Genomic DNA, 13,515 nt, shown 5'->3' with positions numbered 1-13,515 from the left:
TTACGTTTGTAATATCAAAGAAACTTAGTCACGCAATGTTGCATCAAACTTCTCAGATACTGCCGCCACAATAGCATCAACCGCACCTGCGATATCGGCATCTTCCAGTGTACGTTCAATAGACTGAAGGGTCAGAGCAATCGCCAGACTCTTCTTCCCTTCTTCGACACCCTGGCCTTTATACACATCGAACAACTTGGCATCTGTCAGGAACTCGCCGCCCACAGCCAGGCAGGTGTTGATAATATCACCAGATGCAACGTTATCGTTCACCACAACCGCAATATCACGACGGTTTGCCGGGAACTTAGATACTGCAACCGCTTCAGGAAGAACACGTGTGTTAATAGCAGACCATTCGATTTCAAACACTACCGTACGGCCATTCAAGCCAAATTTACGCTCTAGTTCAGGGTGAACCGTGCCGATGACACCAACCTCTTTTCCATCAACGACAATCGCCGCAGACTGACCTGGGTGCAGTGCTGGGTGCTTAACAGCTTTAAAGCTATAAGCTTTTTGATTTGCAGTCAGTTCAAGGATAGCTTCCAAATCACCTTTCAGGTCGAAGAAATCAACAGTATTAGATTCAATATCCCAGTGTTCTTCACTACGCGTACCTGCAATAACACCAGCCAGCATCTTCTCCTGACGCATACCGTTTTCCGCAGCGTCATCAGGAATAAAGCGCAGACCCTGTTCAAACAGGCGAACACGTGGCTGCTGACGTTTTTGGTTATGCACTACAGTATTCAGTAGTCCCTGAATCAGGCCAAGACGCATCGCTGACATTTCGGCTGAAATCGGGAATGGAAGCATTAAAGGTTCCACATCTGGCACAATCAGTTTCTGCTGTTCAGGTTCAACAAAGCTATAGGTAATCGCTTCGTGGTAACCACGGTCAACCAGCAGATCACGAACCCGCTTCATCGGCTGATCCGCTTCTTTGTACTCGTTCATTTTCAGAGCAGCTTTTGGTGCCTGATTAGGGATATTGTCGTAACCATAAATACGACCGATTTCCTCAATCAGATCCTGTTCAATAGCGATATCGAAACGCCATGTCGGAGCCGTTGCTGTCCAGCCTTCTGCTGTCGCTTCTACCGTCAGACCCAGGCGTGACAGGATTTCGACCACATCTTCTGATGAGATAGGGTGACCCAACAGGTCATCCAGCTTAGTACGGCGTAGTGTTACTGTATTTGGCTTAGGCAGATCAGTTTCCGACTCTACAGCCACAACAGGAGCAACCTCACCGCCACAGATATCAACTAATAGCTGAGTCGCTCGCTCCATTGCGCTGTACTGCAGAGCATAGTCCACACCACGTTCGTAACGCATAGATGAGTCGGTATGCAGACCATAGTTACGTGCACGACCACGGATATAATCAGGAGCAAAGAATGCGCACTCAAGCAGTACGTCTTTGGTTTCAGAATTCACACCAGAACCTTCACCACCAAAGATACCAGCCAGTGCCAGTGCTTTATTGTGGTCAGCTACCACCAGAGTATCAGCATTCAGTTCAGCTTCGGTACCATCCAGAAGAGTCAGTTTTTCGCCCTGCTCTGCCATACGAACTACGATACCACCTTCCAGTTTAGCCAGATCAAATGCGTGCATTGGCTGACCCTGCTCAAGCAGAACATAGTTAGTGATATCAACAATCGGGTCGATAGAACGAATACCGCAACGACGCAGTTTTTCCTGCATCCAGATTGGTGTGTCCGCAGCAACATTAACGTTTTTAACCACACGACCAAGGTAGCGAGGGCAGGCAGCTGGCGCTTTAACTTCAATTGATATTTTGTCATCAATCGCAGGAGCAACCGTTTCAACCGCTGGCTCAGTCACATCTTCACGGTTCAGAACACCAACTTCACGAGCCAAACCACGGATACTGAAACAGTCTGCGCGGTTCGCGGTCAGGTCAACATCTACCGTAACATCGTTAAGGCCAAGGAATTCACGGAAATCGGTACCGATAACGGCGTCTTGTGGCAATTCCATGATACCGTCAGACTCTACGTCGATACCCAGTTCAGTAAATGAACAAAGCATACCGAAAGAAGGCTGACCACGTAGTTTCGCTTTCTTGATTTTAAAATCGCCCGGCAGTACAGCACCAACCGTTGCAACTGCAACTTTCAGCCCCTGACGGCAGTTTGGTGCACCACAAACGATGTCCAGAAGATCTTCTTCACCCACGTCTACTTTGGTGACACGCAGTTTATCCGCATCCGGATGCTGGCCGCATTCGACAACCTGGCCGACTTTTACGCCGTTGAATTCGCCGGCAACTGGCAGAACATCATCTACCTCAAGGCCAGCCATTGTAATTTGATGTGTTAGCTCGTCAGTCGTAATCTCAGGATTAACCCACTCACGCAGCCATGATTCGCTGAATTTCATTTTGACTTACCCCTGAATTACTTGAACTGTTTTAGGAAACGAAGATCGTTTTCAAAGAACGCACGCAGATCGTTCACGCCATAACGAAGCATTGTTAAGCGCTCTACACCCATGCCGAATGCGAAACCAGAGTATTTCTCAGGGTCAATGCCTACGCTGCGCAGTACGTTCGGATGAACCATACCGCAGCCCAGAACTTCAAGCCATTTACCATTCTTACCTTTTACATCCACTTCTGCAGAAGGCTCTGTAAATGGGAAGTAAGACGGACGGAAACGCACTTCTAAATCTTCTTCGAAGAAGTTACACAGGAAGTCGTTCAGAATACCCTTAAGCTGTGCAAAGTTTACGTTTTCGTCGACCAGCAAACCTTCTACCTGATGGAACATTGGCGTATGAGTCTGATCATAGTCATTACGATATACACGGCCCGGAGCAATAAAGCGGAACGGTGGTTTGCCGTTTTCCATGGTACGAATCTGAACACCAGAGGTGTGTGTACGCAGCATCAGCTTAGGATTAAAGAAGAAAGTGTCGTGATCCGTGCGCGCAGGGTGATCTTCTGCAATGTTCAGAGCATCAAAGTTATGGAAATCATCTTCGATTTCAGGGCCAGACTCTACACCAAAGCCCAGTTCACCAAAGAAGCTTTCGATACGTTCAATGGTACGGGTAACCGGGTGTAGACCACCATTCTCAATACGACGACCAGGCAGTGTTACATCAATAGTTTCTGCCGCCAGTTTGACTTCCAGTTCTGCACGTTGCAGTGCTTCTTTACGTGCGGCAATGGCCTGCTGAACAGCACCCTTTGCTTTGTTGATTTCCTGGCCAGCACTACGGCGCTCTTCCGGTGGCAATTTACCCAGGCTTTGAAGCTGAACAGTTAGCTCGCCTTTTTTACCTAAAAATTGCACACGCACTTCATCAAGTGCAACTAACGAATCAGCACTGTCAATTGCTGACGTTGCACTAGCAATAATCTCTTGTAGATGTTGCATCGTTTCCTCATCTACCCTTCGGTAGTATCCATTACGGAGTGTCTTTTGAATAGCTGTACATAGTAATAAAAGCACGGCGTAAAGCCAAATCGAATTACGGGTAAAACCACCTAATATTTGGAAAACCTTTCTTTTTATTACTCACTTCTGCTGAACTTACTCATCACTCGGGTACTTAAAACCAAAACACATTGCTTCAAAAAATGAGTACTCTGCATAGCAACACTAAGAAGAATAACAACAGAAGGAGTAGCTAAAAGAAAGGTGATGGACGACTAGACCAGTGGAGGTCGATGAAAATAATTCAAAAGGCTGGCTGATTCAGCTCACAGTCACTTTATCTAACAAATGACAAACCTGATTCCGACCAGAATTTTTTGCTTTATATACCGCTTTGTCTGCTTCTTTAATCAACTCCCTGCTATGATTCATTCCTTCATTACGTTCAGCAACACCAATACTGAGACTTCCCGTCCAGCAATACTCACCACACTGCTTTCTGATCGCTCTGATATGAACGAGAATTCGGCTGGCCAGATTCATGGCATCTTCGAAAGTAAGACCAGGACAAATCGCCAGGAATTCATCCCCACCGAGACGGCATATTGTGTCCTCTTTTCTCAGGTTCTGACTTAACTTCTCAGCAACATCGGCCAGAACTTCATCGCCCATGGCATGCCCACCGTTATCGTTTACCAGTTTGAAGTTATCGATATCGATAAGCATACATAAAAGAGGCTTATCATCTGAGACCGACGTTTCCCACTCTTTATCCAGTTTGTTCAGCCCATACCGACGATTAGGCAGGCGAGTTAAGGTGTCAGTATAAGAAAGAAGCTCAAGTTTTTTATTAGCGGCCATAAGTTGTCGGGTTCTTTCTTCTACTTTCTCTTCCAGAGACTGATTGAGCAGCATTAACTCTTTATTTCGGTCAGATACCTGCTCAAACATGGTTTGCAGTGCATGAAGAAGTGGGCCGACAGATTCTTTATGTTCACGCTCTTCTCTTTCATAAACCTGCTGCGGATGTTCGCCGTTTCGAATCGCTTCGAGTTGTCTGGCCATATTCTGATCACTACCAAGAATATGGTAAACCAACCATTGAACCAGATACTCAAAAAGTTGCCTAACAAAACGCTCTTCCGTTCCTTCAACCAACACAACTTTTGAAAAGTCATGAATATCTTGAATAAATTTCTTATGCAGGAACCGGTGGGCTATAAAGTGCTGATTATCAATACCAACACTGCGCATCAATGTTTCTTCTTCTTTAAAGTGGTATATCGTGTAATCTGAGAGCTTTTTAATAGCTTGGTTCAGCGCTTCAACCGTCACATTATTTTCTGCGACTAAAGCACCACATTCATTTAACAGCTCAACTAATATCAAATGTTGACTGTCAACATCTTCAATACCAGTTTCAAAGTATTCATTCCATTGAAAGGACTTGATCATTAAGGCGACTCTTTTCCATAAAAAAACTAAGGCCTTTACAATTATATAACAATGAGCCGTACATTAGGATAAGCAAACATAAAAAAAGGAGACCCAATGGGTCTCCTTTTTAGAGTCTGATACGCTACTAATTAAAGAGCAGCTTTTGCTTTTTCTACAAGAACTGCGAATGCAGCTTTGTCGAATACCGCGATATCAGCAAGGATCTTACGGTCGATCTCGATAGATGCTTTCTTAAGACCGTTGATGAAACGGCTGTAAGATAGACCATTCTGACGAGATGCAGCGTTGATACGCGCGATCCATAGTTGACGGAACTGACGCTTTTTGTTGCGACGGTCACGGTATGCATATTGACCAGCTTTTGTTACTGCTTGGAAAGCAACACGATATACACGAGAACGTGCACCGTAGTAACCTTTAGCTTGCTTCAGAACTTTCTTATGACGTGCACGAGCTTGTACACCACGTTTTACGCGAGGCATTATGTCTCTCCTAAACTAAACTATTAAATAAACTAAAAAGAATTAAGCGTATGGCAGCATACGTACAACACCAGCCACTTCACATTTAGGAAGGATTGCGTTTGGACGTAGTTGACGCTTGTTCTTAGTAGTACGCTTAGTCAGGATGTGACGTTTTGTAGCGTGCTTGTACTTAATACCACCAGCAGTTTTCTTGAAACGCTTAGCAGCACCTTTGTTGGTTTTCATCTTAGGCATGATGAATAACTCCGCATTGTAGTTGTTAAATAAACATAGTAATCAGGGCGAATAAAACCCAACTGCCTTACAGCAGCTGGGCTGTATTACTTGCAAAGCCGTTAATTACTTCTTCTTAGGGGCCAGTACCATGATCATCTGACGACCTTCAATTCGCTTAGGGAAAGATTCTACTACAGCAATTTCTGCAGTATCTTCCTTAAGACGATTCAGAACGTCTACACCGATGTCTTGGTGAGCCATTTCACGGCCACGGAAGCGAATAGTTACTTTCACTTTGTTGCCGTCTTCAAGGAAACGCGTCAGGTTGCGTAGTTTTACCTGATAGTCTCCAATATCAGTTCCAGGACGGAATTTAACTTCCTTAATCTGAACCTGTTTTTGCTTCTTCTTCTGCTCTTTTGCAGCTTTGCTCTTCTCGAAGAGGAACTTACCATAGTCCATCACACGACAGACAGGTGGCTCGGCGTTAGGGCTGATCTCAACGAGATCCATACCAGCTTCTTCAGCTGCAGCTATGGCTTCACCAATCTTAACGATACCTACTGATTCACCATCTGCGCCAGTTAAACGAACTTCACGAACGCCACGAATTTCACCGTTCAAACGGTGCTGGTTTTGTTTGGCCGGCTGTTGGCCACGTCTTCCGCCTTTAATAGCTTATTCCTCCAGATTGAGCTTGCGGCTTGAGATCTCGTCTTGAAGACGGGCAATAAAGTCTTCAACTTTAATCTTACCGAGATCTTTACCTTTACGAGTACGTACTGCGATTTCACCGGCTTCCATTTCCTGGTCACCACAAACAAGCATATACGGTACACGTTTCAAAGTGTGTTCGCGGATTTTAAAGCCTATTTTCTCATTTCTCAAGTCTGCTTTGGCTCTAATTCCACTTTTTTGTAGTTTTTCTGCAACTTCCTGAACGTAATCAGACTGTTTATCAGTAATGTTCATGATAACTGCTTGTTCCGGAGCCAGCCAGGTTGGGAAGAAACCTGCATATTCTTCGATAAGAATACCGATGAATCGTTCAAGTGACCCAAGGATAGCCCGGTGAATCATTACCGGTACCAGACGTTCGTTGTTTTCACCCACATAAGTCGCGCCCAGACGGCCTGGAAGGTTGAAGTCCAGCTGAACTGTACCACATTGCCATGCACGGTCTAAGCAGTCGTGAAGTGTGAACTCAATCTTAGGACCGTAGAACGCCCCTTCCCCATCCTGAATTTCATATTTGATATCCAGATTTTCCAGAGACTCTTTCAGTGCTTCTTCAGAGCGATCCCAGATTTCATCTGAACCCACGCGCATTTCAGGGCGAGTAGACAGCTTCACTTCGATTTCATTAAAACCAAACGTCTGGTAAGTATCATAGACCATCTTGATACATTCGGTAACTTCTGCCTGGATCTGCTCTTCAGTACAGAAAACGTGTGCATCATCCTGAGTAAAGCCACGTACACGCATCAGGCCGTGTAGCGCGCCTGAAGGCTCGTTACGGTGACATGAACCGAACTCAGCCATACGCAGAGGCAAATCACGATACGATTTCAGACCCTGGTTAAAGATCTGCACGTGACCCGGACAGTTCATAGGCTTAATGGCATATTCGCGGTTTTCAGAACTGGTTGTAAACATCGCATCTGCATATTTGTCCCAGTGACCAGAGCGTTCCCACAAAACACGGTCCATCATCAGCGGACCTTTTACTTCCTGGTATTTATACTCGTCCAGTTTCGCACGAACAAACACTTCCAGATCACGGAAGACAGACCAGCCGTTATGATGCCAGAACACCATACCCGGAGCTTCCTGCTGCATATGGAACAGATCAAGCTGTTTACCCAGTTTACGGTGGTCACGCTTAGCCGCTTCTTCCAGGCGAGTCAGGTGTGCTTTCAGTGCTTTCTTATCGTGAAATGCCGTACCATAGATACGCTGCAGCATTTTATTGTCGCTGTTACCACGCCAGTATGCACCCGCTACGTTAAGCAGAGTGAAGTGCTGACAGAACCCCATATGCGGAACGTGTGGACCACGACACATATCGATATATTCTTCGTGATGGTAAAGACCCGGACGGTCATCTCTAGACACGTTTTCATCCAGGATTTCTATCTTATAAGTTTCACCGCGCGCTTCAAAAGCGTCACGTGCTTCCTGCCAGCTTACGTTTTTCTTGATAACCTGATATTTGGTCTTGGCAAGTTCTTTCATGCGTTTTTCCAGCGCATCCAGATCTTCTTGCGTTAAAGAATGCTCAAGATCGATATCGTAGTAGAAACCACTGTCGATGGTTGGCCCGATAGCCATTTTTGTATCAGGGAACAGTTGCTTAATCGCATGGCCCAACAAGTGAGCACAAGAGTGACGAACGATTTCCAAGCCATCAGCATCTTTCGTGGTGATGATTTCAAGATTTGCATCATTCTCGATTAAGTCACAAGCATCAACACGAGTACCGTCAACACGACCGGCAATGGTTGCTTTAGCAAGACCAGGACCAATAGATTCAGCCACTTGCATTGTGGTTACAGGGTTATCAAATTGACGTTGACTGCCGTCAGGAAGAGTAATTACAGGCATGATATATCCTTTACACAGTGGTGTTGCATACCAGGCAACACATGCTTCTTTTCATAAAAGAGTGTATTTACAATGCGTTACGAGCAATTCTAAATGCGTCATGATTCATTTGGTACAAAGTCTGGTACAAATACAGATGCATGCAAACTTTGTCTAATGAAATGATTAGAAACCTACCCACGCATTAAAGCGAAGGCGCAGTATAACTTACTGAATCTTTATCGACTACCTGGATGAGTAATTTTATACCAAATTTTATTATTCCATTCGCTTACGGAACAGGATGGTAGCAGCACTGAGCGTGACGAGAGCAATGATCGCCATCGGCCAGGTATTTGCTATTACATCGTCAACCGGCATGCCTTTCAGAAAAAGTCCTCTGACAATCACCAGGAACCAGCGAATGGGATTCGCAAGGGCAATCACCTGTAACCAGTCCGGCATATTTTCTACCGGGGTTGCAAAACCGGACAATACAACAGAAAGAGACATAAAGGTAAAAGCCCCTAAAATCCCCTGTTGCTGAGTCATAGAAAGAGAGCTGATAAACAGGCCGACCCCGACGATAGAAAGCAAAAATACAAACATAGAGCCATAGAGCAATATCAGTGAGCCTTCAAAAGGAATGCGGAAAAGAAAAACCGCGATAAGGATAATACCGGTCGCCTCAACAAGTGCAACAGACAATGCTGCCACCGATTTTCCAATCAGGATCTCTACCGGGCGAAGTGGCGATACCAGCAGTTGTTCAAACGTTCCCAGCTCCCGTTCCCTTGCCACAGACAAAGACGTAACAAGTAGTGCCACCAGCGTCGAGAGAATAGCGACAAGAGATGGCAGCGTATACCACTTGTAATCAAGGTTCGGATTAAACCAGTTACGCTCTATCATGACGACTCCGGTTGAGACCCGGCCCATATCCATCAGCATCTGGTTCATGATCTGACGGGTATATCCAGCGACTATCTGTGCCGCATTCGTTCTACGGCCGTCAAGCAATAGCTGGATATTCGCTGGCTTTCCACTTTCAATCTCATGAGAGAAATTCTGCGGTACCGACAATACGGCAATCGCCTCCTGCTCATCCAGAACCCGGGCAATCTGCCTTTCCCCGTCAGCGGAAAAAACACCGGTAAAGGTACTGGATGCAGAAAGCCGCTGCACCAGTTCATACCCCCACTTCCCTTCATCAAGATTATTAACTGCCAGTGTCAGGTTATTCACTTCGAGCGTCGCCGCAAAGGAGAAGATCACCGTCTGAAGAAGTGGGGGGCCTATAAGAATAAGGCGACCTTTCGGGTCCTTCAGCACGACAAGCAGTTCTTTTATAATGAGGGAAAGCAGTCGGCTAATCATCAGTCAAGCTCCAATACCGCTGGAGATTTTCGGATAGTCAAACCAAAAAAAATAGCTGCAATCACAACCAGAAAAATCACATTCGGAATGATGACCGGCCAGATATCTCCCACGAGAAAAAGCGTTTTAAGGTTCGTGACCAGATACCGGGCCGGAATAATCCGGGTAATCTGACGAATAATAAACGGCATAGAAGCAATTTCGAAAATAAACCCCGATAACAGAAATGCAGGCAGAAATGCAGTAATGAGTGCAATCATACTCGACATAAACTGATTCTTAGTCACCGTCGAGATAAGAAAACCCTGGCCTAATGCACTAAGAAGAAATGCGCCTCCCACCACAAACAGTGCAAACGTTCCACCGCGGAAAGGCACATCAAACAGGAAAATGGCCAACAACACCGCACCAACGAATGAAAAGAATCCCAGAATCAGATAAGGCACCATTTTTCCAATCAACAACTCTATCGGACTGATGGGCGTAGAAAGCAGAGCCTCCATCGTTCCCCGCTCCCACTCCCGAGCCACAACCAGGGATGTTAACAAGGTACCTACGATTGCCATGATGATCGCGATGCTTCCGGGGACCAGTGTGTTACTGCTCTTAAGATCGGCGTTATACCAATAGCGTAGTTCTAACTCTACCGGTACTTTGTTAATGGCACTGTTGCCCAAAGACTCCAGACTCTTCCAGACATTGAGCACCCCGGCAGCATAGTTTCTGACAAAGTTTGCCGTATTGGTTTCACTGCCATCCGTAATCACCAAAATGGGACTCTGCTCTCCGCGACTGAGGAGATTCGCAAAATCCTGAGGGATAATAACCATGCCGCGCAGGTTTCCACTTGTGACCTTATCGAATAAATCCCGCCGGTCGGTGGCCACATCCACGCGAAAATATGGTGTCGCTTTAAACGTTTCCACCAGACGGTGTGCAACCGGTGCGCTGCTTTCCATAGCGATGCCGATAGACACATTTCTCGCATCCATATTTATGCCAAAAGCGAACAGCACCAGCAAAATCGCAGGCAGTACAAACGCAATCAGGATACTACTTGGATCCCGTAGCACCTGCCGTGATTCTTTAATCACAATGGCTTTTATACGGATGGATGACAATCTGTTCATTCCATACTATTCCTCTCTGTCATAAGCTTTTTTATCATGAGAGTGCACTAACATAATAAAAGCGTCTTCCAGTGTCGGATCCGGACACTCACCCGAGGTGGTCAGCCGTTTCAGATCCTCTGGCGTACCTTCTGCAATCTTTTCACTTCGATAAATCAGACCAATACGGTCGCAATACTCAGCCTCATCCATGAAATGAGTCGTGACCAGAACCGTCACCCCTTTCTGCACCAGCCCGTTAATGTGGTTCCAGAACTCTCGCCGGGTAACAGGATCCACGCCACTGGTTGGTTCGTCCAGAAACAGCACATCGGGTTTATGCATCATGGCACATGCTAAAGATAGCCGCTGCCGGAATCCTAATGGTAATGTTCCCGCTTCTGCCGACTGGTAAGAGTAAAGCTCAAACACCTCCAGCATACGCTCTATCGCTTGCTGCTGTTCTTTTCCTCTCAGACCATATACACCAGAAAAAAACCGCAGATTTTCATAAACCGAAAGACCACTGTACAGACTGAACTTTTGCGCCATATAGCCAAGCCGGTTACGGGCTTTACTTGCTGCATGGCGAAGATTAATACCCGCGACTTTACCCATGCCCTCGGTAGGTCTCAGAAGGCCGCACATCATCTTAAACGTGGTGCTTTTTCCCGCTCCGTTTGGTCCCAGAAGGCCAAAGATCTCACCGCGCCGGATGGAAAAACTATTATCATGAACTGCGACAAAGTCTTTAAAGCGTTTTGTCAGACCTTGCGCTTCCACAATAGGCTGACCATCATCCACCCGTTCATCATACTGTTCGGCTAATACCGATCGGCCTCCGGGGCCTCCCCCCAACATATCCATAAATGCATCTTCAAAGTTTGGCATAACAGCCTGCAACTCAGCACCATCAGGCAACTCTAACTGACCAGTTACATTACCTACGTCTTTGCGTACGAGTAACCTGAGTGCAGCCCCCTGCACGATGCCATCCAGCACACAGGGGGAGTCTAGAAGACGAGTTAGCACGGGGCGTTTTTCCTCTGCCTGGATTCCACGGACCTGAAATACCCGGCCATCTACCCGACGGGTCATCTCTCCGGGGAGCCCTGTAAACAGAAGACGCCCTTCATTAAGCAGCATCACTTCTTCACACTGTTCGGCCTCATCCAGATATGCCGTACTCCAGACGACCGCCATCTGTTCATCGGCTAACTCCCTAACCATGTGCCACAATTCCCGGCGACTGATGGGATCAACCCCGACACTGGGTTCATCAAGAAGAAGTACTTGAGGTTTGCGGATAAGCGCACACGCCAGTCCAAGTTTCTGTTTCATGCCACCGGAAAGGCGACCAGCCAATCGGCCGGTAAATTTTTTCAAATCGGTAAACGTCAGCAGTCGTTCAAACGTATCCTCCCGTTCGGGCCCGAATACCGAGCGAAGTTCCGCATAAAGTGTCAGATTTTCCAGAACCGTCAGATCTTCATAAAGGCCGAATCTCTGGGGCATATACCCAATACGTTCCCGAATGCTAATGGTCTCGGTACGGGAGTTATAACCACATGTATTAATGTTACCTTCGCAGGGTACAAGGAGGCTAGACATCAGCCGTATCAGTGTTGTTTTTCCCGCTCCGTCAGGCCCGACAAGACCGGTTATTCTGCCCGGATAGATCTCAGCATTGATATCACGCAGTACCAATGTTTCGGATGGATCAAAAAAATGATTCAGGCCAGCGATTGAAATGGAAGATGACGTCATTTCGCAACCTGCCCATCCAGTTTGCCACCAACGCTTTTTTGGGGCAGTAACTTAACCGTTACCGGCATTCCCTGACGTAAACGGTTATCAGGATTGTCTACTAAGACACGAAAACGAAAAACCAATCGGGTACGGAGATCCGGAGTTTCAATATTTTTGGGTGTGAATTCTGCTTTGGGTGAGATAAACCCTATATGCCCCTTATAGGGCTGATCGTGATTGCTGTCGGTAAAAACTTCAGCATTCATTCCCGGAGCAATAGTGCCGAGTCCTGATTCAGAGATATAAGCACGAACCCATACGGGGTCGGATAATGAAAGCGTCACCACTGTTTGCCCTACTCCAGCTACCGAGCCAGGCTCCAGCGCCCGGGTCAGTAATGTTCCTGAAGATGGCGCGTACAAATTGGTATCATTTAACCGTGTTCTGGCAATCTCCAGTTGCGCCATCCGGACCCCGACCTGTGCATTTGCCTTTGCAACTTCTTCTTTACGGTATCCTTCCTCCATCAGAGCGAGTTGTTCACGGGCGCTCTCCAGACCAGCACGGGCTGCATCTCTCTGAGCCCGAATATCATCAAAAGACTGCCGGGATACGTTTCCTTCATTAACCAACTTTTGCCTGCGGATAAATTCGGCCTGTAGATTATTCAGTGTCGCCTGACGTTCACTTACCGCAGCACGTGCCACCTTAATTTCCTGCTGCCTGAAACCGGACTGAAGTCGCTCATAATCCGCTTCAGCCGCCGAAAGTTCAGATTCATGCAATGCCATTTCTTCCTCAAAGGGCTCACTGTCCAGCACCGCAATCAACTCTCCGGCACGAACTTCATCTCCTTCATCAAAGTATAACTGCTTAACCCGGCCAGCAACTCTGAACCCCAGATTCACCTGCCTTATATCAACATTGCCGAACACCGTCGTATTCTGCTCATTATTCGCAATGACACTGAGACTGTCTGGTCTGTCCCATACATAAAAGGCCACGCCCAACACCATTCCGACAACCAGCACAATAATGATCGATTGTTTTTTCATTGCTATCCTCCCTCTGGCAGAGAACGTTGTGACAGTTTGTGGCAATGGCCTGAGATAATGCCCGGCTTTT

General features: G+C 46.6%; 11 protein-coding genes. All 11 read right to left on the bottom strand.

Annotated elements, in window-relative coordinates; all coding sequences use genetic code 11:
• Window positions 1-24 precede the first annotated feature (24 nt).
• Entirely contained in the window at window positions 25-2,412 is a 2,388-nt protein-coding gene (gene pheT / locus DI392_RS07535) for a phenylalanine--tRNA ligase subunit beta (protein ID WP_109319294.1), read from the bottom strand.
• Between the two features lie 17 nt (window positions 2,413-2,429).
• The gene (pheS, locus tag DI392_RS07530) at window positions 2,430-3,413 is read right to left on the bottom strand and encodes a phenylalanine--tRNA ligase subunit alpha (protein WP_109319293.1); all 984 of its coding nucleotides are present in this window, start codon (window positions 3,411-3,413) and stop codon (window positions 2,430-2,432) included.
• 321 nt (window positions 3,414-3,734) lie between these two features.
• Window positions 3,735-4,868 (bottom strand): GGDEF domain-containing protein, encoded by a 1,134-nt coding sequence (locus DI392_RS07525; RefSeq protein WP_245883990.1) that lies wholly within the window; start codon window positions 4,866-4,868, stop codon window positions 3,735-3,737.
• A 131-nt stretch (window positions 4,869-4,999) separates the two neighbouring features.
• On the bottom strand, window positions 5,000-5,353 hold the full coding sequence (rplT, locus tag DI392_RS07520) for a 50S ribosomal protein L20 (protein ID WP_004401084.1): 354 nt from the start codon (window positions 5,351-5,353) through the stop codon (window positions 5,000-5,002).
• Window positions 5,354-5,395: 42 nt separating this feature from the next.
• Window positions 5,396-5,590 (bottom strand): 50S ribosomal protein L35, encoded by a 195-nt coding sequence (rpmI, locus tag DI392_RS07515; RefSeq protein ID WP_109319292.1) that lies wholly within the window; start codon window positions 5,588-5,590, stop codon window positions 5,396-5,398.
• A gap of 105 nt (window positions 5,591-5,695) precedes the next feature.
• Window positions 5,696-6,247, bottom strand: coding sequence for a translation initiation factor IF-3 (gene infC / locus DI392_RS07510; protein ID WP_109319291.1), 552 nt, complete (start codon window positions 6,245-6,247; stop codon window positions 5,696-5,698).
• 3 nt (window positions 6,248-6,250) lie between these two features.
• Window positions 6,251-8,176 (bottom strand): threonine--tRNA ligase, encoded by a 1,926-nt coding sequence (gene thrS / locus DI392_RS07505; RefSeq protein ID WP_109319290.1) that lies wholly within the window; start codon window positions 8,174-8,176, stop codon window positions 6,251-6,253.
• A 258-nt stretch (window positions 8,177-8,434) separates the two neighbouring features.
• Window positions 8,435-9,532 (bottom strand): ABC transporter permease, encoded by a 1,098-nt coding sequence (locus DI392_RS07500; RefSeq protein ID WP_181388378.1) that lies wholly within the window; start codon window positions 9,530-9,532, stop codon window positions 8,435-8,437.
• Window positions 9,532-10,662, bottom strand: coding sequence for an ABC transporter permease (locus DI392_RS07495; RefSeq protein WP_109319288.1), 1,131 nt, complete (start codon window positions 10,660-10,662; stop codon window positions 9,532-9,534). The genes DI392_RS07500 and DI392_RS07495 overlap by 1 nt, the downstream gene beginning before the upstream one ends.
• A gap of 6 nt (window positions 10,663-10,668) precedes the next feature.
• Window positions 10,669-12,408 (bottom strand): ATP-binding cassette domain-containing protein, encoded by a 1,740-nt coding sequence (locus DI392_RS07490; RefSeq protein ID WP_109319287.1) that lies wholly within the window; start codon window positions 12,406-12,408, stop codon window positions 10,669-10,671.
• Window positions 12,405-13,445: a secretion protein HlyD gene (hlyD, locus tag DI392_RS07485; protein WP_109319286.1), complete on the bottom strand. Its 1,041-nt coding sequence runs from the start codon at window positions 13,443-13,445 to the stop codon at window positions 12,405-12,407. Before hlyD ends, DI392_RS07490 begins: the two co-directional genes overlap by 4 nt.
• Window positions 13,446-13,515 lie beyond the last annotated feature (70 nt).

This window comes from Vibrio albus (assembly GCF_003144035.1).
GTDB lineage: Bacteria > Pseudomonadota > Gammaproteobacteria > Enterobacterales > Vibrionaceae > Vibrio > Vibrio albus.
The sequence above is the reverse complement of the archived record's forward strand: the minus strand, read 5'-3'. Positions and strand labels throughout refer to the sequence as shown.

Excerpts from the sequence above, each read along its gene's own strand:
- hlyD (WP_109319286.1), bottom strand. The coding sequence starts at position 13,445 with ATGAAAAAACAATCGATCATTATTGTGCTGGTTGTCGGAATGGTGTTG.
- pheS (WP_109319293.1), bottom strand. The coding sequence starts at position 3,413 with ATGCAACATCTACAAGAGATTATTGCTAGTGCAACGTCAGCAATTGAC.
- rpmI (WP_109319292.1), bottom strand. The coding sequence starts at position 5,590 with ATGCCTAAGATGAAAACCAACAAAGGTGCTGCTAAGCGTTTCAAGAAA.
- thrS (WP_109319290.1), bottom strand. The coding sequence starts at position 8,176 with ATGCCTGTAATTACTCTTCCTGACGGCAGTCAACGTCAATTTGATAAC.
- DI392_RS07525 (WP_245883990.1), bottom strand. The coding sequence starts at position 4,868 with ATGATCAAGTCCTTTCAATGGAATGAATACTTTGAAACTGGTATTGAA.
- rplT (WP_004401084.1), bottom strand. The coding sequence starts at position 5,353 with ATGCCTCGCGTAAAACGTGGTGTACAAGCTCGTGCACGTCATAAGAAA.
- DI392_RS07490 (WP_109319287.1), bottom strand. The coding sequence starts at position 12,408 with ATGACGTCATCTTCCATTTCAATCGCTGGCCTGAATCATTTTTTTGAT.
- DI392_RS07500 (WP_181388378.1), bottom strand. The coding sequence starts at position 9,532 with ATGATTAGCCGACTGCTTTCCCTCATTATAAAAGAACTGCTTGTCGTG.
- pheT (WP_109319294.1), bottom strand. The coding sequence starts at position 2,412 with ATGAAATTCAGCGAATCATGGCTGCGTGAGTGGGTTAATCCTGAGATT.
- DI392_RS07495 (WP_109319288.1), bottom strand. The coding sequence starts at position 10,662 with ATGAACAGATTGTCATCCATCCGTATAAAAGCCATTGTGATTAAAGAA.